16 protein-coding genes and 1 pseudogene are annotated in these 25840 nt (G+C 62.5%); 11 read left to right on the top strand and 6 right to left on the bottom strand.

Annotated elements, in window-relative coordinates; translation table 11 throughout:
- From GA0061098_RS25860 to GA0061098_RS25850, 3 genes and pseudogenes are all read left to right on the top strand, one after another.
- Positions 1-363, top strand: a pseudogene (locus GA0061098_RS25860) (transglycosylase); the annotation flags it as partial.
- Between the two features lie 642 nt (positions 364-1005).
- A complete protein-coding gene (locus tag GA0061098_RS46280; RefSeq protein ID WP_245323579.1) occupies positions 1006-1590 on the top strand; it encodes a hypothetical protein in 585 nt (194 codons plus the stop codon).
- 214 nt (positions 1591-1804) lie between these two features.
- Complete coding sequence (locus tag GA0061098_RS25850) at positions 1805-2587, top strand: helix-turn-helix transcriptional regulator (protein ID WP_091963197.1); 783 nt, start codon at positions 1805-1807, stop codon at positions 2585-2587.
- On the opposite strand, the gene GA0061098_RS25845 is transcribed toward GA0061098_RS25850, so the two are convergent.
- From GA0061098_RS25845 to GA0061098_RS25830, 4 genes are all read right to left on the bottom strand, one after another.
- Positions 2584-4002 (bottom strand): HlyD family type I secretion periplasmic adaptor subunit, encoded by a 1419-nt coding sequence (locus tag GA0061098_RS25845; protein WP_245323577.1) that lies wholly within the window; start codon positions 4000-4002, stop codon positions 2584-2586. The two genes, GA0061098_RS25850 and GA0061098_RS25845, sit on opposite strands and share 4 nt — an antisense overlap.
- Before the next feature lie 50 nt (positions 4003-4052).
- Positions 4053-5789 (bottom strand): type I secretion system permease/ATPase, encoded by a 1737-nt coding sequence (locus GA0061098_RS25840; protein WP_091963195.1) that lies wholly within the window; start codon positions 5787-5789, stop codon positions 4053-4055.
- A gap of 141 nt (positions 5790-5930) precedes the next feature.
- Positions 5931-6389 carry a hypothetical protein gene (locus GA0061098_RS25835; RefSeq protein ID WP_035705682.1) on the bottom strand — a complete coding sequence of 153 codons (459 nt, stop codon included), beginning with the start codon at positions 6387-6389 and terminating at the stop codon, positions 5931-5933.
- 246 nt (positions 6390-6635) lie between these two features.
- Entirely contained in the window at positions 6636-8072 is a 1437-nt protein-coding gene (locus GA0061098_RS25830; RefSeq protein WP_245323575.1) for a hypothetical protein, read from the bottom strand.
- Positions 8073-8419: 347 nt separating this feature from the next.
- Here GA0061098_RS25830 and GA0061098_RS25825 point away from each other — a divergent pair, with 347 nt between their 5' ends.
- From GA0061098_RS25825 to GA0061098_RS25805, 4 genes are all read left to right on the top strand, one after another.
- The gene (locus GA0061098_RS25825; protein ID WP_129590931.1) at positions 8420-9247 is read left to right on the top strand and encodes a hypothetical protein; all 828 of its coding nucleotides are present in this window, start codon (positions 8420-8422) and stop codon (positions 9245-9247) included.
- Between the two features lie 1192 nt (positions 9248-10439).
- On the top strand, positions 10440-12107 hold the full coding sequence (locus GA0061098_RS25815) for a hypothetical protein (RefSeq protein ID WP_129590930.1): 1668 nt from the start codon (positions 10440-10442) through the stop codon (positions 12105-12107).
- Positions 12108-12157: 50 nt separating this feature from the next.
- A complete protein-coding gene (locus GA0061098_RS25810; RefSeq protein ID WP_165637597.1) occupies positions 12158-13735 on the top strand; it encodes a Dyp-type peroxidase in 1578 nt (525 codons plus the stop codon).
- A 44-nt stretch (positions 13736-13779) separates the two neighbouring features.
- Positions 13780-14973 (top strand): cytochrome P450, encoded by a 1194-nt coding sequence (locus GA0061098_RS25805; protein WP_165637596.1) that lies wholly within the window; start codon positions 13780-13782, stop codon positions 14971-14973.
- Positions 14974-14997: 24 nt separating this feature from the next.
- On the opposite strand, the gene GA0061098_RS25800 is transcribed toward GA0061098_RS25805, so the two are convergent.
- Positions 14998-19038, bottom strand: a complete 4041-nt coding sequence (locus GA0061098_RS25800) for a BTAD domain-containing putative transcriptional regulator (RefSeq protein WP_091963123.1) — start codon at positions 19036-19038, stop codon at positions 14998-15000.
- 190 nt (positions 19039-19228) lie between these two features.
- On the opposite strand from GA0061098_RS25800, the gene GA0061098_RS25795 reads away from it, so the two are divergent.
- Both GA0061098_RS25795 and GA0061098_RS25790 read left to right on the top strand, forming a co-directional pair.
- A complete protein-coding gene (locus GA0061098_RS25795; RefSeq protein ID WP_129590927.1) occupies positions 19229-19570 on the top strand; it encodes a hypothetical protein in 342 nt (113 codons plus the stop codon).
- A gap of 204 nt (positions 19571-19774) precedes the next feature.
- Complete coding sequence (locus GA0061098_RS25790) at positions 19775-20749, top strand: hypothetical protein (protein WP_091963119.1); 975 nt, start codon at positions 19775-19777, stop codon at positions 20747-20749.
- A 34-nt stretch (positions 20750-20783) separates the two neighbouring features.
- Here the strand turns inward: GA0061098_RS25790 and GA0061098_RS25785 are convergent, their stop codons facing one another.
- Positions 20784-24743 carry a BTAD domain-containing putative transcriptional regulator gene (locus GA0061098_RS25785; RefSeq protein WP_091963117.1) on the bottom strand — a complete coding sequence of 1320 codons (3960 nt, stop codon included), beginning with the start codon at positions 24741-24743 and terminating at the stop codon, positions 20784-20786.
- A 383-nt stretch (positions 24744-25126) separates the two neighbouring features.
- Here GA0061098_RS25785 and GA0061098_RS43995 point away from each other — a divergent pair, with 383 nt between their 5' ends.
- Both GA0061098_RS43995 and GA0061098_RS25780 read left to right on the top strand, forming a co-directional pair.
- Positions 25127-25348, top strand: a complete 222-nt coding sequence (locus GA0061098_RS43995; protein WP_129590926.1) for a hypothetical protein — start codon at positions 25127-25129, stop codon at positions 25346-25348.
- A gap of 6 nt (positions 25349-25354) precedes the next feature.
- A complete protein-coding gene (locus GA0061098_RS25780; protein WP_165637595.1) occupies positions 25355-25831 on the top strand; it encodes a hypothetical protein in 477 nt (158 codons plus the stop codon).
- The last annotated feature ends 9 nt before the right edge of the window (positions 25832-25840 follow it).

Genomic DNA, 25840 nt, shown 5'->3' with positions numbered 1-25840 from the left:
GCCGTTGCGGCCGCCTATAAGGTCATTACCGAAGGCATCCTTTTCGAGTGGATCACGCATCGGAAGCCGGAGTTGAGCGATCTTTACCTGATCCATCAGCAGGGCTGGGAAGGCGCCGCTGAGCACATCAGCCAGCCCGCTCGCATCGCTTGGAAATCCATGTGCGCCACCAGCGAAGGCAAGGAGAAGGGCGGAAGGTGGTGCAAACGCGCTATCTGGGGCAATGCACTTCCAGCGTTCAAGCGTACTTGGAAATCGGTGGACAACGTGACTTCAGAGGCGTTCGTCGGTATGTGGCGCGGCCGGGTCGCCGAATTTTACACGAAATATGTGGCGACTGCCGCTGCGGCGGCAAGCCAATAAGTTCGTTTTCGGCAGGCCCTGCCACGCTTGCAGGCTAGACCAAGTCCGCTCATGGCCCTTAGCGGACTTGATTGATGCCATGGCTGACTTCCGCTTTGCCGGAGATGGCCGACATTATCGCCAAGCAAAGACTGCTTCCGTCAGTCCTTCGTCAGCCGGGAAGGCGAGGATCATAGATGCACTGTCACATCCACTGTTGAGCAGGCGAACTTGTCGGACACCTTACGACCGCGCACGAACGAAAAGTGCACGTATCTGGTGCGGTTTCTGGTGCGGCGGCTGCGTCGCGGGCAATGAGAACGAAGTAAGTTGTTGATCATGTTGGTGCGCCCGGCAGGACTTGGTCAGCTTCGTTGTTCTTCCTGCGGTCTTGCTCGATCCCAGTCGCCTTCGCTCCGTTTCGCTCACGCGTTTCTGGTGCGAAACTGGTGCGGTGCTCCGGAATTCCTGTGGGCCATAAGCCGGTCATCGGCATCCTTTGGTGGTGCAAAGCGGACCTTCGAACACGCAAGTTGCAGAGGGGTCCAAGAGCGCCACTGCGCGCTTAATGGGCGTTTAACGCTTTTGCGCAACAGATGGATCACCAGCGCGGAATTAGTCCTAGTTACGAGTGCGAGCCGAGCTCCCAGGAAGGGGAATCGGATGGGACTGCTTTTTGTTGGAGTGCTGGCAGGAGTCCTGATCGGCTTTGGCTGGTTCGCGCCTTCCCGAGGGTATTTCCTTGGGTGTGCGTCACGACCCTGTTTCGACCGGGTTGCGGTCGCCCGACCCGCGCAGCCAGCGCCGACGGCATTGGCGCCGGATCCCGTGATCGTCAAATCCAATTCTGCAACTCCGGGAACGTCCGGCAAGAAATCATCACCAAAGAAGAGCGGATCGGTCGACCTCGCCAAAGCGGCGTCACCGCGGACGAGGATCAGCCTCCCGGCATCCGAAAGGCCCGCGGAAGTATCAGATTCTGTCCTAGAAAAGGCGAAGGTCACCATCGCTACGAAGATGGAGGATCCAGGATCGGCCGAATTCACCGAAATGAAGCGCACGATGCGAAAGAACACGCTTGGACGCCCCGTGGATACGATTTGCGGGCGTGTGAAGGGAAGAAGCGCACCACGCGGCGAGACCGGAGAGAGACCGTTTCTTTATCTCGTGAAGGAGGATGAAGCATATGTCGTCGACGGCAAGTCGGGGTCGGCGGCGTCAACGGCGTATCGAAATATCTGCAATTAGGGAAATGCGTCGACTGCGTCACCGCGCGGTACGCGCCCAAATGATTTGAGCGGAAAGAATTTCCACCCAGGCGTCAGGTAACCCGGCAGTGCACAGGGCACTGGCGGCGGGACGGCGCCGCTCTCGTGATGATCATTCAGGATGAATGCAGCAGCAGGGGAGACGCAATACGGAATGGGAATTTGGCGGAAGCTCTTTTCATCTCGAGGAAATCATGGACGACATAACCAACTCCTCAAAGCGGCTCGATGGATCGCTTCACTTTCCGGTTCTGGTAATCGTCGAACCGCTCCTGTTGCCTCGCACATGTATTCTGAGCGTCCTCAGGCGGGAATTGGCGGAATTCGAGATCCTCGACATGGCAACGGTCGAAAGCCTGGACTCCACGTCAACCCGCGATGTTCGTCTGGTGGTGCTGAGTATCGCAGACAAGCCCATCGACGATCCCTCGGTTAAGGGCAGTCTCGCCTTCGTCGCGCAGTGTTGTCCCAACGCCGCCGTTGCAATCCTGTCGAACCATGACGACGAGCCGACCGTGCAGGCCGCGATGCAGCGGGGCGTGCGCGGATTTCTTTCTACCTCGTTGCCGATCGAGATCGCCATAGCTGGCCTGCGCCTTGTCCTTGTCGGCGGCGTCTACAGGCCGTTGCCCGTCGCCGGCATGAACAGGATACCGGATTTCGAGGCGCCAGATGCACGCGGGCTTGCGCGCGCATATCTTGTGAACGAGGGAGCCGGAGTGGCTATCGAAAGGAGCGTGACGGATCTCACGCCTCGTGAGCAACAGGTTCTGGCGGAATTGGAGCTCGGCCTGCCCAATAAGCTGATCGCCGCCAAATTGAACCTCTCGGAAAGCACAGTCAAAATGCACATCCAGCATATCATGCGGAAATGTGCTGCGCACAATCGGACGGAAGCCGTGCTCCGCTGGCGCGGCCGGCTGCCGGCGCAGGGGCGCGACCACGACCCCGGCGCAGGTCCGATGCAGGAGACTTAGTCCTCTCTGAATGCACCACGGAAGCTGTCGAGCAGGGGCCTGAGCGCGTAGAGAGCCACGGTACCGCGCCCTGTCGTGATGAACACTTGAACCGGCATGCCGGGGACGATCTGGATGTCGTTTGCGACGATCTGCGCGTCGTCGATTCGGATTTTGGTCGCGTAGTATGGCTGGTCGGTACGCTTGTCGAGGAGCCGGTCTGCGGATACGTGCACGACAGTTCCCTTCAGGCGAGGCACGCGACGCTGATTGTACGGTACGAGGTGAACCTCGGCATTGAGGCCGGGATGAACCACATCGATATCCTCGGGCCTCAGGCGCGCGGTCACGATGAGACGGTCTTGCCGGGGCACCAGGTCCATGAGCGGAGCGCCCGCTCCGATGACGCCACCGGCTGTATGAATCCGCAAATCGTTTATCACGCCGTCCTCTGGCGCCTTGATCTCTGTTCGCGATAGCTGGTCCCTGGCCGCAAGCAACCGCTCGCGGAGCTGGAATATCTGGTTCTGTGCTTCACGAAGCGACTGTGCGATCTCGTTCTGCCTCTCGCTCTCGAGCTTGAACAAGGTGGCCTGCTGTTCGCTGATGACTTGCGCGGCGCGGGAAATCTGCGCGGCGATCTCGCCGCGGCGGCCCTCAACGTCGGCCAGCTCCCGCTGCAGGTTCAGAAGCCGCGGCCTCCGTTCGAGCCCCTTGTTGACGAGGGTCGCGACCATATCCAGCTCCTCCCGAACGATGTCGACCCGCTGCCCGGTGGCGGTTTCCTGAGCCTTGAGACCTTCGATCTCCTTCTCGACTTGACGCCTTCGTTCGCGAATGACCGCAAGCTGCGACTCGTGAACCTGCAGGCGTGCCTGGAAAATGAACTGCTGCGCCGACACCGCAGCGGCGGCCACCCCGCTCTGCTTGCTGTCCTGTTCCAGCGCGTCCGGGATTGCGATCCTTTCGAATCTCTGCTGCTCGGCTTGAAGCCGTGCGGCACGAGCAGCTGCGTCCCAAAATTGGCCTTGAAGGCTTTGCATCTCCGAGCTCGCCCGGGTGTCCTCCAGCGCGACCAGCGTTTGGCCGGTTCGCACGATATCGCCATCCGAAACCAGGATCTTGCTGACGATGCCGCCTTCCAGATGCTGGATCGTCTTCCGGCTCGATTCCGATTCCACGACGCCGGCGGCGATCGCGGCGCTCTCGAGAGGCGCGAGGCTCGCCCATGTACCAAGCCCCAGCATGAAGCAGAGCACCAGCAGATTGCCCGCGACGGTGATAGCGCGAAGCCTTCCGCGTGGCGAGGTCGGCGTAGGCGTCGAGCACCATGGAAATTCCAGAGGCTCGAAATCGTCGATTGCGGTTACCACGACGCCAGATCGTCGGGCGGGCGGGGGGCACACCAGCGCTCGCATGAGCCGGTCCCTGATCATGGGAAGTCTCGAGACGGCAGGATGCTTCCAGATGGTGAGAGAATTCCAGATCATGGCGTAACCTGCGAAGTAACCTGGGGTCGGCTCAGGTGCCGTTCAAAGATGTCCTCGCTGTCGCCGAACGCGGCGACCGCACCGTCTTCCATGATGGCAATCTTGTCCGTGGCGGCGAGGAGACCCATCCTGTGAGTGACGACGACGAGGATGACGCCCGCGAGCTTCATGCGCTCGATGGCATCCAGGAGCATTCGCTCGCCCCCGTAGTCGAGGCTGGCGTTGGGTTCGTCGAGAACGATGAGGCGTGGACTGCCGAAAAATGCGCGGGCAAGACCGAGGCGCTGCCGATACCCGCGTGAGAAGATTGTTTCACTGTGAACCACCGTGTCGTAACCCTGCGGCAGGCGCATGATCGCCCCATGGATTCCGGCGAGCTTGGCCGCTTCGACGACCTTCCTCCGGTCGGCATCTTCAAGGCGTGCGATGATGTCGTTGATGGTGTCGCCGATCAGATTGATGTCCTGGGGGAGATATCCGAGGCCGTCGCCGTTTCGGCCCTCGCGAAGCAGCGAGACGTCGGTATTGTCGAGGAGGACACGGCCATGCGCCGGCATCGACAGCCCGACGATCACCTGGCCGAGCAAGGACTTGCCCGACCCGGACGGACCGATAATGCCAAGGCATTCTCCGGGCATGAGGCTGAAGGAGACGCCGTTCAGCAGAAGATGGTCGGTCCCCGCAAGCCACACGCCCACATTGTCGACGACGAGGCCGCTTCGCGCCTGCGGCGGGAAAACCCTCGCGCTCTCCTGCCGGGCGACCGGGAATGCGGCGAGAAGTGCTCCGAGCCGCTGACAGGCGCTCACGGCCGTCACGAGTGATTTCCAGCCTGCGACCGCACTTTCGACCGGCGCGAGCGCCCGGCTGAACATCAGCGTAGAAGCAAAGATGATTGCCGGACTTTTCCCGTGATCGAGGACGAGCCACGCGGCAGCCCCCATGATTAAGACCTGCGACAGCGCGCGAACCGGCTTGGCGGCCAGTGAGACGATCTCGCCTCGCCGGAGTGCCACATCGTGCTCTCTGCGCGCGTGCTGCGCGTCACGGTGGATCATGCGCGCAGCGCTATCGAACATTCCCATGGCGCGGATCATGTGGATGTTGCCCGCGGCAGTCTGAAGGCGACCGTAGCTTCTGGAGAGCGCGGCGCTGGACCTGAGCAAAGCGTCTTCCGTGACTAGCTCTCCGGCGACCGTGAGTGCGAACAGGAAGGCGACGCAACAGGTGCCCACCACGCCAAGCAGGGGATGGATCAGAACGAGGACAAGGAGGAACAAGGGCGCCCAGAGCGCGTCGAACAGCATCGTACATGAGCCGGACTCGACGAACTGGCGCAGCACGGTGAGATCCCGATATGCGCCCGACGCTTGCGTCCAATCGCTGCGAAACGCCGATTCGAGGCCGGCCGAAAGCACGCAGGGACGAAGGCGATCGTCGAGCCAGCCGCCGAGGCGTCCAAGGACGGCGCGCCGCAATGCATCGAACACGCCGCCGACGACTACTGTGATCGCGACTATGAGCGTGAGCAGGAGCAACGTGTCGCCGCTCCGGCTCGACAACACCCGGTCGTAGATCTGAAGAAGATAGATGGAGGGCGCAAACAGTAGAAGATTGTAACTGCAGCTATATGCGAATACGAGACCTAGCGGTCTCACGCAGGACCGGAGGGCTGTGTGCAGTGGCGTCCGGATCTGCGGCAGGATCGGCAACCGAATGGGCGGCATCAGCATGATCGTCACCGCCTGAAATCGCGGTCCGGCGCACTTGACTGATGGTCAACGCAATCCGGCAACGGCATCGGTGGATCTTTGGCGTGAAATCCGGGACCGGCGGCTGAGGCAGCCGGTCCCGCCAGTCGGACGAGCGGCTCGTCAGAGCGTGTCGAGATGGAAGGTCACTCCGCCGCCCCATGCGAAGTTGCCGTCTCCGCCATCGCCGCCGATGCCGGCGACGACTTCCTGGTGCTGGTCCACCGCGAGCTTGTTGATCTGGGTAGCATCGGTATTGGCGTAGACCTTGGAGGTATCGTAGCCGCTGTAGGACTTCTGGCTGCCGTTCGACTCGGCGTCTCCGCCATGAGCCTTGGAGAACACCGAGGCCTTGGCGTTGGCGCCGCCGGCATCCCAATCCGCCGTCTGTTTGACGTGATCGCCGGTGCTCACGTGCACGTCGGCGCCTTCCGCCTTGTTGGTCGGATCGTAGTTGACAGTCGGCTTGCTGATGATGGCTCCCTTGAAAGTACCGTCGCCGCCATTTCCGGCACTTTGACCACCGGTATCGATCGATTTGACTTTGATCGTATCCGAGATGTTGATTGCCTTTGGCATCATTTGAGGCCTCCGTCGTTTTGTTGGCTGTCGTGCAACATCCATCCCGATCAGACGGACGCGCACGGCAAGTCTGATCCGCCCGTGCGCGAGAGCGATAGATGTCAAATCGAACACCATCCGGTTTGATGGGCCTACGTACGAAGGTACGACATTGCGGGGGGGCGCCTCTGCGTGGACCTTGCATGCGAAGAGCGGCGACGGCGCGTGCCGCGATGCGATCGGCCATGCGAGCGATGCGATGTTTCGTTATGCCACCAGGTGAAGATCCGACAAGAGATGCGCGGCATCGCCACCCAGCGCGAGGTTGCCGTAGCCGCCGTCCCCGCCAACGCCGGCGATCTGGGTCGCACTCTGGTCGATGTGCACGTTGTTGACCTGATCGGCCACGGCCGTCGAATGTGGACCTGCGATTGCTATGTTGATGGGTGCATAGATCGCGACACTGACGTCGATCAGGCTGCCCGCAAAATAACCGTTGCCGCCATTGCCTGCGCTGTTCGAACCGGTCGCGATCGTATCGGACCCGCCCCACAGATTATGGGAGATAAGGTTTGCATGGCCGCCAGCTGCGGCGTTGTCGTTGCCGCCGTGCCCGCCAATGCCAGCGATCTGAACCGCGGATTGATCCACGGAGACATCATTTATCTGGACCGCGTAAGCGCTGGAGCCATAGCCCGCGATTGCGATGTTGATCGGGTTGTACACTACAAACGAGGTATGGACGAGTTCCCCGTGGAACGTGCCGTCACCGCCATTGCCGGCCTGGCTTCCGCCCGTTTGAACGTCAAAGACGCTCGATCCCCAACTGGGGTCGAGCGTGATGACGCTGCCGCCGGCGGCCACATTGCCATGTCCGCAACTTCCGCCGACGCCCGCGATCTGCGTGGCCGATTGGTCGATGTCCACCGTGTTCGACTGACTCGCATGTGCAGTGCCGCCCGAGCTCGCCAACGCAATATTGATCGGATGATAGATCACCACGGGAGCGTCCACGATCGCACCCGAGAAATGGCCGCTGCCGCCGTTTCCGGCGCTGTTGTCGCCGCTCGCGATCACGCCGGAGCCTGAAAACGTACTGATGCTCCCACCCGCTGCAATGTTGTTATTGCCGCCATGGCCGCCGACGCCGGCCATTTGAAAAGCGGATTGATCGACATTCAAATTGTTGGGCTGGTTGGCCAGGGCGACCGAGCCGTATCCCACGCTGATCGAAATGTTGATCGGTTCGTAGATCAACAGGGACGCGTGAATGATACTTCCGTAAAAGAAGCCATCTCCGCCGTTCCCGGCCGTGTTGGCTCCGCTCTCGACTGTCGCAATGCCCATCTCGGGATGGGATGCGCCGGAAGCGGGCGTGATGGACGAAACATCCAGGCCCGCCGCAGCGTGATTGCCGGCGTGGCCGCCTGTGTCGATCCCCGATGCGGGATGTTTGGATTGTGTCGGGTCGGAGTCATGATGCTGGGTATTCGCGCTCATGGGGTGCGCTTCAGGACCTGCAAATTGACCTGAAAATCGACCTGCAGACGGGTCGGGACCATGGACCAGGATGCCACCGCCGACCGCGTCGGTCAGGAAAGGGGCGCTCGGTGCCGGACTCGCTTCGTCGTCGCCATCGTACCCATCGTGCCGATGAGAGGCGTGGTGCAGCCGGATCCCATCCGACATCCGCGAAAAATCCATCCTAGCCTCCCTCATCGCAATCGCTCCACGCAATCGGACGGGTTCTGCATAGAATGTCATCCCGGGAAGGTCGAAAGCCCAGTCGTCAGTTCGGATATAGCGCTTCGTCTGGCAGCCGTAACATCGGCTACATCCGTTCGGGTAGGGTCACAGCCCTTGCAACTTTGCGTTCGCCGATGCTTGAAAGTGCGACCTTGAGGGGACAATCGAGCTGACGGCCAGGAGGTCCCCTGCATCTCGCCTGCGGCCAAAATGAATCCACCGCGTTGCCGGATTTAAGTCGCATTGCGACCCAGGTAACGGCCAAAACTCCCGTCCGGGCAGGGGGCGCAACACCGGGGTTTTTCATGTCCGGTCATTTGCGAATTTGTTACGTCGCTTTTGCACTTCTTGCGGGTCTGTCGACATCATCCGCGTTTTCGGCCTCCCTTTCCGAACTCTTCAATGCCGGTCCCGCCACAGCCCCTGCGCGCGCTTCCGCGGAAGCGGAGTGCTTGACGCGGCCCGGCAAGTCGACCGCTGATGGCCAGCACTGGGTCTATCGGGTGGAAGGCCAGCGCAGATGCTGGTTCCAGGTCGCCGAAGGAACAGAGACGGTGAAGAAGCTGGTTCAGCAACGCGCCATCAAACATCGTGTCGCCAAATATGGTGTCCCCATGTCCGAAGAGAACCAGACCGCGCTGCGCAAGCGGAAGGTGGTGGTGGATGCGCGCGCGGAGCTGCCGCGCTCCGCACCTGCGGATACGCCCCCGCCGGGCCCGTCCTTGCCCGCGCAGGTGGTTGATGCTAGTCCCGTCCTCGCCGCCGGGATCGCAAACCGCGCGTCGCGGGCTCCCCTTCCCAAAGGCGACCGGCTCAAGGCTGACGAGATCACGCCGCGACAGGTCGACGTTGAGGCACTCCTGGCGGCGACGCCGGCCGCCAGTCACGTCGTTGCCGCCGCAGTGATGCCGCTCGCACTTTCCACCGCCGAGGCGGGCGATGACGGGTGGGTCTGGACCTGGCTTGGCATGCTGCTGATTGCTTTAGGGCTTGTCTCCGTCCTGAGCGCTGGTCGAATCATCCGGTGGGAAGTGTTGCTGCACCAGCTGAGGTCATCTTTCGCTGGCCAGAAGCTGCTGCTGGTCAAGACGGGACTACGCGGGGAGGCGAGGCAAAGCGGCCATTCGGCCTGAGCTGCTGTTTCGGACCGGCCCGGCGTCACTGATATTCATGGTGGGCCCGGCAGGACTCGAACCTGCAACCAGACCGTTATGAGCGGTCCGCTCGTTGGAGCGGACTGGGATTCCTCGATTGAAGTCGAGCAAACAGCTTGAGTTCAATGCACTGACAAGGTTTGGTCGAAAATTGAGTCAGTTCTTCAACTTATAAGGTTTCTAACAAAACCTTATCAGTGCTGCGTTGGTCGAATCGGAGTGTCGGCGAATACATGTCCCGACTGATGGAGGATCACCGCTCCTCCAGACCGACCGACCGACCAGCTCTCTGAAGAATCTGCGATTTCCACAACTCGGCTAATTGCACACGTGACGAGCTACGGTGACAAGCTACGAGCTTCCTGCATCTTTGACCTTTGCAGGACGAGACCGACTGGGAGGGGGCATGGTCCCACGACGGATTTTCGATAACGTCAGTTGTCGAAGCTTAAGAATCGCTTAGGCGAACTCCTTGATGAGCGAGAGTGAGACCATTCGTTCGTCAGGGTACCACCTGTGTCTTACCGGAGACGATGGTGCACGCACCGCCGGAAATCTGAAGCGCGTCCAGGCCGGGCGGCTCGCCGAAGAGGCCCGAAACTTCAAAGAAGCGGCAGGGAAGGCCCCGCCGGTGGCTTTTGATCGAGGCGCGACCGTTGTGCTCTCAGGCGGTTGATTTCTCGGGTTCAGGTCGGGCGAGTTGCTCTCCCGCTACCAAATTCTACGATTTTGCTCGCCTTCGATCTTCTGCGATCCATTGCGCGCGATGGTAGCGGCTCGTCAACGCGAGCGGGTGAATCCACCCATAAATTCAGGGGATTGGGACAAGCTTGGCTTGCTCGCGATCCAGGTGGCGCGAGACAGCTCCAGCACAGGATTGACATATTGAGCAGTGATTGGAGCGCCAGCTGTTGGTGCAAGGCGGTCATCCGCGGTGCGGGCAAACCGGCAAGAACAGAAATCGTTGTTTTGCCCCGAACTGCCCTTGTCAGTTCCCGCAAAACTCGTCTTGATGTCCGCAGTAGCAATCGGGTGTGCCGGCAACTTGCGAAAGATATCGAGTTCGGCTCCCCGTATCAGCTGCCAGCAGAGATAGAGTTACGAACCTTTTTGTCGGCAATACGAATTGACGCCGTTGGACTGGACGCGGAATCGGGATTGGGAACGAACGATGCGGCAGACAATTTTGTCTATTGCGCTGGAGGTCATTCCTGAAAGTGCCGAAAAGCTCTCGCTCATCATTGAAAAGCTGAAACGGGATGAGGAGAATCCCGGCCAGGGCATGGCCCAGTCCTACGAGGGCCTGAAAGCCGGCGTGCCGCTGCTTCATTTCATGTCGATGTCGGTGTTTTTCAGCGCCGACTATGACCCGGTTTTTTTCATCGAGGCGAATTTCGACGGCGAGCCCGGCCCCTTCTGGGCTCAAATCGAAGCAAGGCTGGGGCCGTATCTCCGGCCGATGCTGCGCTGTTGCAAGCGCCCCGGTGACAGCGACGGCCCGCTCTACGACGCCGTGACGGCCGATCAGTCGCGATATCCGATCGCCCCGTACCTCGAACGGCGGACGCTGACGCCGAGCGCTTTCCATCAGGGCAATCGGGGACTGGCGAGAGACCGGATATTGCAGGAAGGCGAACTCTTCCTGGCGACCCAGGCTGAGTTTGCAGCGACTGATGCGGCATCGGCCAGCCCGTATCGCGGGGTCTCCGCGCAGCAAATCCACCAGAAACTGCGCGCGGCGATGCTGCCGCAATTTTCTTGGCTCGGTACGTCCGCTCCGGTGAGGGTTTCCTGGGCCGGGCGGATCAAGGATATGGCGCGGCTGCTTGTCTTCGTCCTTGTGGCGCTGTTTTGTCTTTCGATTCCGGGAATGGCGTTCGCGCTGATCACACCGCCGCTCCGCTTTTATGGCTTGCTCGCAGTCGCGATCGCTGTCGTGGGTGTCTGGCTCTGGCGCATCAGAGAGCCGCTGACGGGCAAGGGCGCGCCGGCCCCGTCGGGCGGGCTGACACCCAAAAGTCTCTCGACCCAGAACAAGGTCACATCGCTGGCCCATCCGGCTGGCTTGGCCTTCTGGGTCCTGGTGATGCTGGGGCTGTATCTTGTTGTCGCAACCTGCACCTCGGCGCTGGTTGCCGTTCCAGTCACGGGCCTCCACTTCAGCGCGCTTTGGTGGCCAACCTTCGGAATCGTCAAGCTTGGTCTCGTCAGCGTCGGCTTTACGATATTGGCGATCGTGCTTTGGCTGCGTCTGCTCGAACGGCGCGACTCGTCCCAGGACGCGCCTCCGGTCGATCAGCGCGAATTGCGGAAGATGACGCATCGCGAGGACTGGATTCCGCAAAATCACATGGGAAGCATTGTCCTGGTCAAACCCGGCGTGCTGCGCATGGCGCTGTTTCGGGCGGGGCATCTGGGCCTCGGCCTGATCATCAGGGTGGTGGCGACCGACGGCTATCTCGGCAGCATGCGCACCATTCACTTCGCCCATTGGGCGTTCCTGAACAACGGCAGCCGCCTGGTGTTCTTCAGCAATTTTGATCACGGCTGGGACAGCTATCTCGACGATTTCATCGAGAAAGCGCATGGGGGCCTGACCCTGTCGTGGGGCAGTGGGGTGGGCTTCCCGCCAACCCGCTTCCTGGTGCTCGATGGCGCCAGCCATGGGCGTCAGTTCAAGGCCTGGGCGCGGCACTCGATGGCGGTCAGCCGATTCTGGTTCAGCGCCTACAAGGACCTCACGGTCGATCAGATCGAGCGCAACACCCGCATTGCCGACGGCTTGCGGCAAACCTCGTTGAAACCAGAAGAGGCAATGGCATGGGCGCTGGATCTGTGACGAACTCCGGCAACAGGGCGCCAAACTGGAAGCTCGCATCTCCGCACGACGTGCAGACCCAGGGCATCATTGTCAGCGGCTTCGGTTCGCTGCCTGCTGCGCAGGCGCTGTTTCTGGAGTTCGACCCGAAACCAGCTACCGGCGGCGCGGATCAGGGGCCGGCCGGCTCCTGGCTACAGACATTGATGCGGGTCGCGCCGATCACCGATGCGGATGGAGCCGACGAGCGCGCGGCATGCATCGCATTCACCTGGACCGGCTTGCAGAACCTGGGACTTTCGGAGGCGGGGCTTACGAGTTTCTCGGCACCGTTCAGCGAGGGTATGTACCAGGAAGATAGGTTGCGCCGCCTGGGCGACAGGATCAACGACGCCTGGCAGACGACCGTCATCGACGGCGGGCCGGTGTGGAGCGCCAACATTCCAGCGCGGAAGAACCTGATGGGGCAACCGAAGGGAAGTCCGCTCGGCAATGTCGGCGGCAGCCCCGAAGGCGACGAGCGCCAGGTCAAAACCGCAACCACGGTGCACGCGTTGTTGCTGCTCTACGATACCGATGAGGCCGCCGTTACCGCGTGGGCCGGCACGGTCGAGCAGGCGCTGGCTCCCTGGAACGTCAGGATCGTGCACCGGCTGTCGCTCGACCTCCGCTTGGATCAGAACAATGTCGGCCGGGAGCATTTCGGTTTCGCGGATGGAATATCCCAGCCGCTGCCTTACGAAAATGTCGGCTCCGGCGACGCAACGGTTCTGCTTGATGGCCGGCCCGCGCCGCAGAACTACTGGAACGGCGTCCCGCTCGGCGACATCCTGATCGGTCACAACGACCTGCACAACGAGAGGAGCCCCGGGCCGGTCATACAAGACAGCGAAGACGGCAAGGCGCGCGCCGCGGGCCTCACGGCTGCGGGCGTGCCGGAGGGACTGTTGAATTTCGGCCTCAACGGCAGCTACATGGTGGTCCGCGAGCTTCGACAAAACGTCGCGGCGTTCTGGAAATCGCTCAAGGATGAGGCCGAAAGGCTGTCGCTGCAAGACCCGTCCGCAAAGCCTGTCTCCGATCTGTGGCTCGCCGAGCGGGTGATCGGCCGAAGCATCGATGGTCATCTGCTTTGTCCTGACGGCAAGGTCCTGCCGCCGGACCAGTTCAATTTCCCGCGAAACGATTTTCTGTTCAAGAAAACCGATCCGCAGGGGTTTGGCTGCCCGGTCGGCTCGCACGTCCGCCGGGCCAACCCACGTGACAGCCTGGCCAAGGATATGGCGTCGGCTCAGACCCTGCTCGATGCCGCCAACAATCACCGGATACTTCGGCGCGCCCGCAAGTACGGCAGCACGATCCAGCAGCGCGACCAGGACGACAATGTCGAGCGCGGGCTGCTCTTCATGTGCCTCAACACCGACATCGCCAGGCAATTCGAATTCATCCAGCAGCGGTGGCTGCTCAATCACAACTTCGCGACACTCTTCAACGAAACCGATCCGTTGATCGGACCAAAGGGCCCTTTCACCGTCAATGAACAGCCATTGCGGAAGATCGTGGACGTCGAAACCTTCATCCAATGCGCCGGGGGCGATTATTTCTTTCTGCCCAGCATTCCGGCACTCAACTATCTGGCGACGATATGAAAACGACGGCCTCCCCGGACGTTCTGCGTCCCGCCGCGACAGGATTGAAGGCCACGATCATGGCCTGGATCGCGGAGCAGTTGCCGCTTGTGTTCCGGATCCTGCGCACCGTTCGTCCTATCCTGCGGATCGGCAATAATTTCGTCGTCACGCGCTATGACGACGTGCGCGAAACATTCCTCAACGATGCCGCGTTCCGCGTCCCCTATGCCGGGAAGCTCGACGTCATCATGGGGCACCAGCCGTTCTTTCTGAGCATGGACGATACGCCGGAATATCGCCGGGACACCGGCGCGATGCGAAAGGTCGTGCAGGCTGCCGACATTCCGCAGCGTCTCGCTCCCGAGGTGGAGCGGCTCGGCGAAATGATCGTCACCGAATCGAACGGGAGTCTCGAAGTCGTCGACGCGCTGGTCCGGCGTATCACATTCGAGCTGTACGCCGGCTATTTCGGCGTGACGGATCCGCCCGGCGGAGACCTGCGCGTCTCGGCGACCCGGCTGTTCGAATTCCAGTTCGCCGATGGCGGCAACGATCCTTCTCTGCGAACAGAGGTCGACGTGATGGCGCCGGCGTTGCGCGACCATATCCAGAATCTGATGGACGCGCGGCGAACGTCCGGGCTCAGTCAGGACGACGTGCTCGGTCGCTGCCTGGTCATGCAGGCACAAGGCGTCCCCGGTTTCAGCGATGACCAGATCCGCAGTTCGCTGATGGGTTTCATCGTGGGAGGCCCGCCGCAGCCGCCGATGGTCGTGCCTCAGGCGCTGGAGCAATTGCTGCGCCGTCCGGACGCATTGGAGGGAGCACAACAGGCGGCGCGCGCCGGCGACGACAAGCTGCTGGCAGGCTACGTTTTCGAGGCGATGCGCTTCGACCCGCTTGCACCATTCCTGACCCGCACGTCCGTTAAGGTCGCATCCATCGCGAAGGGGACTTCGCGCTCGACCGATGTGCCCGAAGGCGCAAGTCTGTACGTGGCGTTCAGTTCAGCCATGATGGATGAGCGGCGGCTGACCGATCCGCTGACGTTCAACCCGCGACGGCTGCCCCATGAGTACGTCCATTTTGGCTATGGGCTGCATCAATGTTTCGGGATTCACATGAACAATGCGCTGCTGCCGCTGATGCTGAAAGCGCTCCTGAAACGGAAAAATCTGCGTCGGGCCGAGGGCTCCAGGGGAAAGCTGCGCAAGCGCGGCGCATTCTCCGAGACGCTGTACGTCAACTACGATTGATCAGGGCAGACTGGCGATCCCGCATCATCGCGATGGTTCCGCGATGATGACCGGCTTGCTCATCTCGGCCTGCTCCAGCCAGAACGGCATGTCCAGCTCGCGATACATCGTCGCCGCGATGGTGAGGTGATCCCGGATCTGATCCGGTGTGTCGGCGCGCAGATAAAGCTTGCCGAGACCGAAGTGGCAGTGGGCGATGAGGGGCAGCATCCCGAGCCGCTCGGCGAGCGCCAGCGCCCGGCGATAGTGAGTCTCGCCGCGCTCGGCATCGAATTGATCGGGGGCGGCTGCGACATCGCCGAGCAGGTGCAGCGCATGGGCCTCGAACCCCGGTTGGGACGCACAGAATTCCAGCGCCCGATCGCCGAGACGCCTCGCCTGGTCGAGCCTGCCGAGCAGCAGGCAAGCGCGCCCCAGCGAGGCGAAGAACCAGGGGATGGACGCGAGGAGTCCGATCGTTGCCTGACGTTCGAGCAGCGGCTCGCCTTCGCTGATCCGGTCCAGCGCCTCGCTTGCGTCGCCGAGTTGCGCCAGGGGCCAGGCGGAGGAGGCTATCCCCCAGGGAAGGTGGAGAAGGGAGTTTACGGTGCGGGCCACCACGACCCAGCGTTCAATCCGGGAGCGCGCCTCGACCCAGTCGCCCCTGGCGAGATGCAGCGAGCTCGCGGAGAACAGGGCCATGCTGATGGTAAAGGCATGCTGAGTCGGTTCGGCGAGGCGGATCATCTCGGCTTCGTACTTGGTCGCTTCGGCGAATCGCCCGAGCTCGGCGAGGCTTTGGATCAGGCAGCCCCGATCCCAAACCGAGGGCGGCCCGCCAAGTCCGAAAGTCTCGTGGAGCCAATCGGCAGGCAGCGCGGCGAGGTTGCCGGTGGCCAGTTCAATCACCCGATCATACTCACCCCTCGCATGGTGCACCTGCACGAGAAGGCTCGTGGCGACGATCCGAAGTCTCAAATCATCGAGGCGGCCGGCGGCCTCCAATGCGCGTGAACCAGCCGCGAGTGCCTCGTTCAATTCGCCACGCAACGAGTGGGCGACCGTCATGAATCCGTAGACCCGGCCACGCCGGCGGTCATCATTCAGCTGCTCGGCGAGGGCTTCGGCTTCGCGCAGGCACTCCAGCATCCGCGAGCCTCTGCCCAGTTCGAGCAGCACCGGACGCAATTCGAGACGGAGATCGCAGCCCTGCTCGAGCATGGACTGGGTTTCCGGCTGCGTCTTGAGCAGATGCAGTGCCTGGTCGAAGAACGCGACGGCCTCGCGTCCGGCCGACCGAGCGCTGGCCAGCTGACCCGCCTTGCGCCAATAGCCGATCGCCTCACTCGCAAACCCGGCCTCGGTGAAATGATGGGCGACGAGCTCGGGCAGGCGTTCGACCGTCGCCGCGAACCGCGCGACCAGCACATGGGCGATGTCCGCATGCAACTGCCGCCGCCGACTCCTGAGCATCGTGGCGTAGGCGGCGTCCTGAACCAGCGCGTGCTTGAATGAATAAGTCGCCTCCGCTGGCGTTCCGCGCCGCGAGATCAGGCCGGAGGCCGTCAGCCGCTCCAACGCCGCGTCGAGGTCTCCCGGGGGTAGCGGCGCCACCGCGCCAATCAATTCACGCGAGAATTCCCGGCCAATGGCCGCACCGATCTGCGCGACATCCTTCACCGAGGCAAGCCGATCGAGACGAGCCACCAGCGAAGCCTGCAGCGATGTCGGAATCGCGAGCGGCGGCAGCGGTCCGTCGAGCAGGTAGCCGTCCGTTGTCTCACGCAACACCCCGCTTTCGAGCAGCGTGCTGGTCAGCTCCTCGATGAACAGCGGCACACCATCGGTGTGCGAAACGACCTGCTCGACGATTGCGCCGGGCAGCTCCTTGTCCCCGGTAATGCTCCGAACGATGCTGGCGCTGTCGCGACGGAGGAGGCGGCTCAAGGGCCGCATCGTCACGTGCGGCTGGCCGACCCAGGTCGGCTGGAACTCCGGCCGGAACGTCACGACCAGCAGAACCGCCAAATTGGCGGCGCGCGCAACCAATCGGTCAAGCAGGTCGAGCGATGTCGGATCGATCCAGTGGACGTCCTCGATCACGATCAGGGCGGGGCTCCGGGTGGTCACAACGTCGAGCTGGTCGAGTAGCGCCGTGAGCGTCATCTCGCGCTTCTGTTGCGGGCTGACCGTCACCGCCGGGTAGCGCCCGTCCGCCGACACCGCCAACAGCTCCGCAATGAGCGCAACGTCGCGGGGGAGATCTTTCGCAGTCGGCTTGAGCAAGGCCTCCAATTTGTCGAGCTTCGCTCCGGGGGCGCTGCTCGGCTCAAATCCCGCCGCCTGCTCGAGCTGCGCGATGAACGGGTAGAGCGGGCTCTGCGTATGGTGGGGCGAGCAGAAATAGCGCAGACAAGCTCGCGGCCCGCCCTCGCGCGGGGCCTGCAGGCTTTGGGCGATACGCGACTTGCCGATGCCGGGCTCGCCGGAGAGCAGCACAACCCGCCCCTCACCGAGCTTGGCTTGATCCCAACGGCGCAGCAGCAGCTCGATCTCCTCTTGCCGGCCCACGAGCGGGGACAGCGCGCCGGTGCGCCGCGCCTCGAACCGGCTCACACCCGCCGTTTCGCCACGCACCTGCCAAGCCTCCACCGGGAGCGGAAGGCCCTTCATCTCGATAGCGTCGAGCGCGTAGCAGTCGAACATCCGCCCCACCAGCCGCCGCGTGCCGGCGGCGATCACCACCTCGCCGGGCGATGCCAGGGCCTGCAGCTGCACCGCCACGTTGGGTGCCTCTCCGATCGCAACAAGCTGTCGTGTGTCGCCGAGCGCCGGCCGCTCGCCAACGACAACGAGTCCGGTGGCAATGCCGACGCTCGCCTGAACAGTCACACCGGACGCCGCTTTCAGCATGGCGACCGCGTCGAGGATGGCCGCGCCCGCCCGCACGGCCTGCTCAGCATCATGTTCTCGGGCTGCGGGGTAGCCGAAATAGAGGTGCGCCCCATCGCCCAGATACTGGGCGACAAATCCGTCAAATCGCGACGCCGCATCGGCGATCGCTTTGTGGAAGGCCGCAATGAGTTCGTGCATCTCCTCGGGGTCAAGGCGCGCGGAAAGCGGCACCGATCCGACGATATTGCAGACCACGATCGTCAGCTGTCGTCGTTCGGGGCTCCCGGAGCGGGCTGCCACCGCTGACGATGCCGGATCGCCGACCACGGCGGGGCTCTCGGCGTTCTCTTCTTTGTGGTCTCGCCCTGTATAGCCAACGGGCAGCGCCACGACCGACGGCTGGTCGGGTTGCGGCGGCGCGGGCCTGGCGACCTTGACGGAGGACGGTCTGCCCGGCGGCTCCGTGGTGCGAAGCTCGGCGATCAGCGACATGGTTGCGGCATCGGGCCCCGTGTCGAGTTCGTGCTTCAGCATCGCAACGAGGACCTGGTAGTGCTTGAGCGCTTCGGCTTTGCGTCCCGTGGCGGCCAGCGCCTGTACGATCAGCCGATGGGCGTCCTCACGCATGTTGTTGAGCGCGATGGCACGCTGGCCGGCCTTCAGCGCATGTTCGGGCCGGCCGGCGGCCAGCTCCCGTTCGCCGAGCCCGACCAGGGCGCCAAGGGCGAGATCCAGCAACCTCTCGCGTTCACCCGTGAGCCATTCGTTCCAGCCCTCTTCGCTGACGCTCACATCGTCGATCAGCCGGCCTCGGTAGAGATCCGTTGCTGCGTTCAACGCATCGCGACTGCCCTCACGGATCAGGTCCTCGAACCGGCTGACATCGCATGCAACGGCCGCCGAATTGAGCGATACGAATTCGCCGTCGCTCTCCAGAGCGTCCTCGCCGAGCACTTTGCGCAGCCGGAAGAGGGCTTGGCGCAGGTTCTGCTTGGCCTGGGCGTCGAAGTGTGAACCCCACAACAGGGCCGCCAACCTCTCACGCGGCTGCGGCTGCGGCGCGGTGCAGGCGAGATAGGCCACCAGGCCCGCAAGTTTCTTGCTCGGCAGGTCGACAAGGCCGTCCGGTCCGGTCAGCTCGAAGCCTCCCAGCAACGAAAGACCAAACTTCGGCTTCGGCGCGCTGTCCATTGGCGCACGTGGGATTTGCACGGTGATGGTACTCCGGGAGGGCTATTTTACACATTATCACGGTCCACCTAGCAAAAATTACGCTGCGATCACGCCCGAGTAACGCCGGCGACGACGGCGACAGGCTCAATTGCGGCGTCACGCAACGATGTGCCGGCACATCAAGGTTGCAGAAAATCGGAGCACCACCATGCGCGCCTATGCACAGCTTGAATCAGCCGACGATCGTCTGGGCCTCGGTGCAATCTTCAGCCTGCCTGCCACCTGGTGGCAGCGAGCCTGTTTCAGGGCAGAGTTGCGCGCGGATCTCAGAGACAACCCCGATTTTCTTCGTGATATCGGGATCGGCTTGTACGAGGCGCAAGCCGAAGCGTTGCGGTTCTTCTGGGAACCTTTGCGACTGGAGCAGACCGTCCGAGATCCTAATCCGATTGCTGCGTCGGACGTGCGCTCGACCAAACGCGTGAGTCTCGATGTCTCCGCGAGACACCATACGATCAAAGATCTTCGGGTGGAGCATTCCACGACATGACGTCCGTCTTTTCAATGGCGGCTGATCGACGACCTGGCGCTCCTCATGCGTGCTTTTTTTCAATAGTTCATTTCAGCGTCTGACCAGCATCGGCAACGGCTTCGACAGGCTTCAAGGGGCTGATCGCGAATACGACTGCTTCGCGCTGCGCGGAGCATTTGAGAGGCCCACCAGGGCAAATCCGCAACCAGGCGAGGGGCGCGCATGCAGATTGTTGGCAAGTTATTGTCCGCGTTGGGCGGACAAGGACCGACGCTTTTGGTGATCTCGCTTGGTGCAGGGCTGTTGATCCATCCCCTCGCTGATTTCGGCTACGAACTTTTGCCTTTTTCAGCATTCCTCCTGACACTTGGCTCGTTCCTCACCGCCGGTCTCGCTCCGCCTGAAACCGGGATTCGCCTTCCTCTGATGGCCCTCGTGCTTGCCTGGGTTGGCCTGGTGCTCCCTGTGGCTGCCGCCATCCTTCTGTCCTTTCTTCCGCTTGATCCTTCGCTGCGGGCCGGTGTCCTGCTCTCGCTGCTGGCGCCGCCGGTCGGAAGCGCCGCCGCGATTGCGGGGATGCTCGGTCTGCGGCCGCGTCTGGCGTTACTCGTGTCCATCGCGCTGACCCTGCTCGCGCCGATTTCGATCCCGTGTTTTGCCGCCGCGCTCGGACTAGGAATTGAATTCAACATGGCCGCGCTGGCGATCCGGTTGTTCAGTATCATCGGCGCCGCAGGCCTGGTCGCCTTTCTGGCGGTCCGGTTTCACCGCAAGCTACTCTCCGTCTTGCCCGATCAAGGCGCTGCCACCGGGGTTGCCGTCATCGGACTCATCATCGTCGGGCTGGCGACCTCGCAGGGCATTCGGACTCACTGGATGAGTAATGCCTTGCGCTTCGATGCGATGTTCGCTGCGGCAGTGGTCACCAACTTCGGGCTGTGCGGGCTCGCGACTTTGACATTCGCAAGACTGGGATCGCAAACCGCCGGGACAATCGGCCTCGTGAGCGGAAACCGTAATGTCATCCTGGTGTGGGCAGCGGCAGGCTTTGGTCTGCCACCTCTTGCGGAGGGTTACGTTGCCGCGAGCGTCATCCCGGTCCTGGTGCTCCCTATCCTGATCAAGCTTTGGCTCAGACGGTCTTCTTTCAGCCGCTTCATCCCGCAAAACCTACGGCCCAGAGAAACAGCTGGGTGAGACACCTGAGTCGTGCCGCTTAAGTCGGCGACAGCTACCCCATCTCGGACTCGACCTGCTCCAGCCAGAACGGCAAGTCCATTGCGCGGTACAGCGTGGTCGCGGTGGCGAAGTGTTTCCTGGCCTGCTCACGCGTGCCCTTGCGCCGGTAGAGCTTGCCGAGGCCGAACTGGCAGTGGGCGACGAGCGGGCGCATGCCGCGCGGTTCGGCAAGTGCCAGCGCTTGGCGAAAATGCCTCTCGCCGCGCTCGGCATGAAACCGGTCAGGGTGAATCGCGACCTCGCCGAGCAGGTGCAGCGCATGAGCCGCGAATCCGGGTTGGTGCGGCGAGGACTCCAGTGCGCAATCCCCGAGACGCTGCGCGTCGTCGAGACGACCGAGCGACAGCGCGGCTCGACCCAGCCAAGGATAGAGCCATCCGAGATTGCCGACGTATCCGGCCGCGACCTGACGCTCGATAAGTTGCTCACCTTCCCGAAGCATGCTCAGTGCCCCGCTCGCATCGCCGAGCTGCGCCAGGGTCCAGGCGGAGAAGACGACCGATAAGGGAAGCAGGAGGGGGAGGTCTCCCGTCCTGATCGCCGCAATCGCGTGCTCGAGCGCCGGGCGTGCCTGCGCCCACTCGCCTTGTAGCACGTGAACCGTGCCATCGCTGAGGTGAGCCCAGCCGGCAGCGTATGCACCCAGCGGCGATGCCACGAGCCGGATCGCCTCGGCCGCAGGTTCGGTCGCTTCTTCGAACCGGCCAAGTTCCGCAAGGCTCAGGATCAAATAGCCTCGGTCGTAAACCGACGGCGGAGCCGCGATTCCGAAATTATCCATACCCCAACCGGCGGGCAGAACGGAAAGATTGTCGGTGGTCAGATCCACGACCCGCGCATGCTCGCCCCGGAAGAAATGCACTTGCGCGACAAAGCTCGTGGCAAGGATGCGAAGCCTCAGGTCCCCGAGGCGCCCGGCGATCTCAAGCGCGCGAGTGCCGCACGTAAGCCCGTCGTCCAGCTCGCCGAGCCCACCGTGCATGCCGGTCATGACCGCGCAGAATCGGCCGCGCCGGCGATCGTCGTCCATCCGCTCGGCGAGAGCCTCGGCCTCGCGCAGACGCAGCAGCGACCGCCGGAATTCACCAAGCTGGACCACCACCTGTCGCAACTCGAGGCGGATATCGAAGCCTTGCTCCAGCGTTGACGGGCTCTCGGGCAGGGTCGTGAGAACTCCGAGCGCCTGCTCGAAGAATTCGACGGCCTCGCGGAGCGCCCATCGCACATGCGCAAGCCGGGCCGCCTTGCGCCAATACTCGATCGCCTCACTCGCAAAGCCGGCCTCGGTGAAATGGTGGGCGACAACCTCGGGCAGGGTTTCGGTCATGACCGGGAACTGCTTGACCAGCACATTGGCGATGTTTGCATGCAGCTGCCGCCGCCGGCTCTTGAGCATCGTGGCGTAGGCGGCGTCCTGCACGAGCGCGTGCTTGAAGGCATAAGTCGCGATCGGCGGCGTTCCGCGCCGCGAGACGAGGCCGGAGACCGTCAGCCGTCGCAGCGCCTCGTCGAGGTCTTCCGGACTCAAAGATGCCACCGCGGTGATCAGTTCATGAGAGAACTCGCGTCCGATTGCGGCGCCGATCTGCGCCACGCCCTTGACCGAGGTGAGGCGATCGAGGCGCGCCACCAGAGAGGCCCGCAGCGTCGATGGTATTGCAAGAGGCGGCAGCGGTCGGTCGAGCGCGTAGCCGTCCGTGGTGTCACGCAACAATCCGCTCTCCAGCAGAGCGCTCATCAGCTCCTCGATGAACAGGGGCACGCCGTCGGCGCGTGCAAGCACCTGCTCGACGACAGCCTCGGGCAGTGCCTTGCCCTTGGTGATACCCTCAATGATGCCGGCGCTGTCGCGACGGCCGAGGCGGCTCAAGGGCAGCATCGTCACATGCGGCTGGTCGACCCAGGTCGGCTGGAATTCCGGCCGGAACGTGACCACCAACAGCACCGGCATGGTAGCCGCGCGGGCAATCAGTCGATCGAGCAGATCGAGCGACGTCGGATCAATCCAGTGGATGTCCTCGAACAGGATCAGGATGGGGCTTCGTGTCGCGGCACCGTCGAGCTGGTCGAGAAGCGCCGTGAAAGTCATCTCTCGCTTCTTCTGCGGGCTGACTTCCAACGCCGGATACCGCTCGTCGGCCGGAAGCGCCAACAGCTCGGCAATGAGCGCCACATCGCGTGGTACATTTTTAGCGGTTAGCTTGAGCAAGGCCTCCAGCTTGTCGAACTTAGCGCTGTCGCTGTTCCCCGGTTCGAAGCCCGCGGCTCGCTCGAGCTGCGCAGTGAGCGGGTAGAGCGGGCTATGCGTGTAGTGCGGCGAGCAGAAAAAGCGAAGGCGCGCAAATGGCTCGCCGTCGCGCGTGGGCAGCAGGCTTTCGGCAATTCGCGACTTGCCGATGCCGGGCTCGCCCGAAAGCAGCACGACCCGACCCTCACCGAGTTGAGCCTGAGCCCAACGGCGCAACAGCAGCTCGATCTCCTCCTGCCGGCCCATCAGGGGGGACATCACCGTTCCCCGGCGGGCGTCGAACCGGCTGGCTGCGACATTCTCGCCGTCAACCTTCCACGCCGCCAGCCCATTGCCCCCGATGGCACCGAATGCGCTGCAATCGAACATCCGCCCGACCAGACGTCGCGTGCTGTCTGCAATCAAGACCTCACCGGATGAAGCCGCCGCCTGCAGCCGCGCCGCCAGGTTCGGTGCATCGCCGATCGCAACATGCTGTCGCTTGTCGCCGGCCGTGGCTTTTTCGCCAACAACGACGAGCCCGGAGGCTATTCCGGCGCTGGCCTGAAGCGTCACGCCGAAAGAGCTTTTCAATGTGACGGCCGCATCGAGGAGGGCACGGCCGGCGCGCACGGCTTGTTCGGCGTCATGCTCATGCGCGGCGGGATAACCGAAATACACCAGCGCGCCGTCACCCTGGTAATGCGCCACGAAGCCGCCGAACTGGGCCACCAGCTCGGCGGCCATCTTGTGGAAGACGGCGATCAGATCGTGGACGTCTTCCGCATCGAGCCGATCCGAAAGCGAATCAACCAGTTTGCAGACCAGAATCGTCAGCTGGCGCTGCTCGAGATCACCTGGGCTTACCGCCATTGCAGGAGATGCATCGTCGCGCGCGACCAGAGTTGCCATCGCAATCGATGGCTGGGGGGGTCGCTGCCGCAGCGGGCTGACGGTATCGTCCGTGGGACGATGCGATTGCGCAGGCTGCTGTGCGCTGCGAAGTTCGGCGGCGAGCAGCCTGGTTGCCGCATCCGGCTCCGTGCCGAGCTCTCGTTGCAAAAGCGCGACGACATCCTGATAGTATTTCAGCGCTTCAGCTTTGCGTCCGGTTGCCGATAGAGCTTGCACGATCAGCCGGTGTGCATCCTCGCGCATGTTGTTGAGGGCGTTGGCACGTTGGCCAGCCTTCAAAGCGTGGTCGTTGCGCCCGGCAGCCAGCTCTTTTTCGCCGAGCTCAACCATCGCGCTCAGAGCCAATTCCTGAAATCGGTCGCGTTCGAAAGCCAGCCAATCGCTCCAGCCTTCTTCGCTGACACCGACGTCGTCGATCAGGCGACCTCGATAGAGATCCGCAGCCGCGCTCAACGCATCACGGCCGCCCTCCCGGACCAGGGCCTCGAACTGTCCGGCATCACACCAGACCACCGCAGCATTCAGCGATACGAACTCGCCACCGCTCTCGAGAGCATCGGGACCGAGAATCTGGCGGAGCTTGAAAAGTGCCTGGCGGAGGTTCTGCCTGGCCTGCACGTCGAAGCGCGAGCCCCATAGCAGCGTCGCAAGCCTCTCACGGGGCTGAGCCACAGGCGCTGTGCAGCCCAGATAGGCCAGCAGGCCCGCCAGTTTCTTGTTCGGCAAGCTGACGACGCCGTTCGGGCCGTTCAGCACGAAGCGCCCCAAAACAGAAAGGTTAAATTTTGGGCGCAACGGCGGGGCTATCATTTCACTTCCAAATCTTGGGCAGAGATACCCCCTAAATATACATCCGACGTAAATTGGCGACGTCGCAATCACTTTTAACGCAGCGATAACGGAGAACTAACGCTCAGGAAGACGTCCGGGGCGCAAATCATATTGCGACGAGACGCCGACAGGCATCGGCGCAGGGCAATTTCACCGGAGAGGCCGTTGTGCGCCTGCATCACCTTTTAGCGGCCGTCATTTTTCTGGCCATGGCCATGACCGGCGTCGATGTCGCGCTGAGTTCTTTGGCCGCTCCGATGGCCAGCCCGGCCTCGCACTCCGCGCCTCCCGTCGCACCCCTCCTGTTCGGAGGCGACTAATCGAACTCCAATTTCAAACTAGCCATCAGCCTGGAGGCCCCATTGACCGACATCGCGCAACTACAATTGCAATCAAATGACGTTCTCTCACGCAAGGAGAAGCGCCGAATTGTAACGGCATGGAGGATCGGGGTGGTGGCGTTCTACGGTTCGTTGCTGGCTTTGGTAATTGCATTCGCTGCAACGACCGAACGACCCCAAGTCGACCAGGCCTATCTGTTGTCCGATGATTTCATTTCACATTACGTTTCGCCGCGTCCCTAGCGAACAATGAACATCGACGTGACACACGCCAGCAAGCGCGGCGGCAGGTTCGATAGTGTCGGGCAGGCGAACTGTCACCGCGCCTACCCAGGCAATCTCGTGAAACTTCAGGAGAGGGTCATGAATACCGATTTTCCTGTGCTGTCCCCGACGCCTGTGAGCGCATCCACGATCCTCGCTGCACTTCACGAATCCCGTCGCCGCGAGGCAATCAAAGTCATCCATCGCTACCGGAACCTTGTCCCCGATCGAGTCGAAACCAGTCTTAGTGAGCCTATTTCATCGCCAGACATGGAAACGCACGATCGTCGGATAGCAAACAGTGAAAGAGAGAAAAACATGAGGCGATTGAGCGGAACACACTTGATGATTCTGGCCCTTATCGGCTTCGGCATCGCGCACGTGATTGGCGGCGTTCTGATCGCGCGTGCAGCGGCGGATCACGGTAGCCGCACTGTAGACATCGCAGCCTGGGGCGACTGACTGGCGCAG

This window comes from Bradyrhizobium shewense (assembly GCF_900094605.1).
Classification (GTDB): domain Bacteria; phylum Pseudomonadota; class Alphaproteobacteria; order Rhizobiales; family Xanthobacteraceae; genus Bradyrhizobium; species Bradyrhizobium shewense.
The sequence above is the reverse complement of the archived record's forward strand: the minus strand, read 5'-3'. Positions and strand labels throughout refer to the sequence as shown.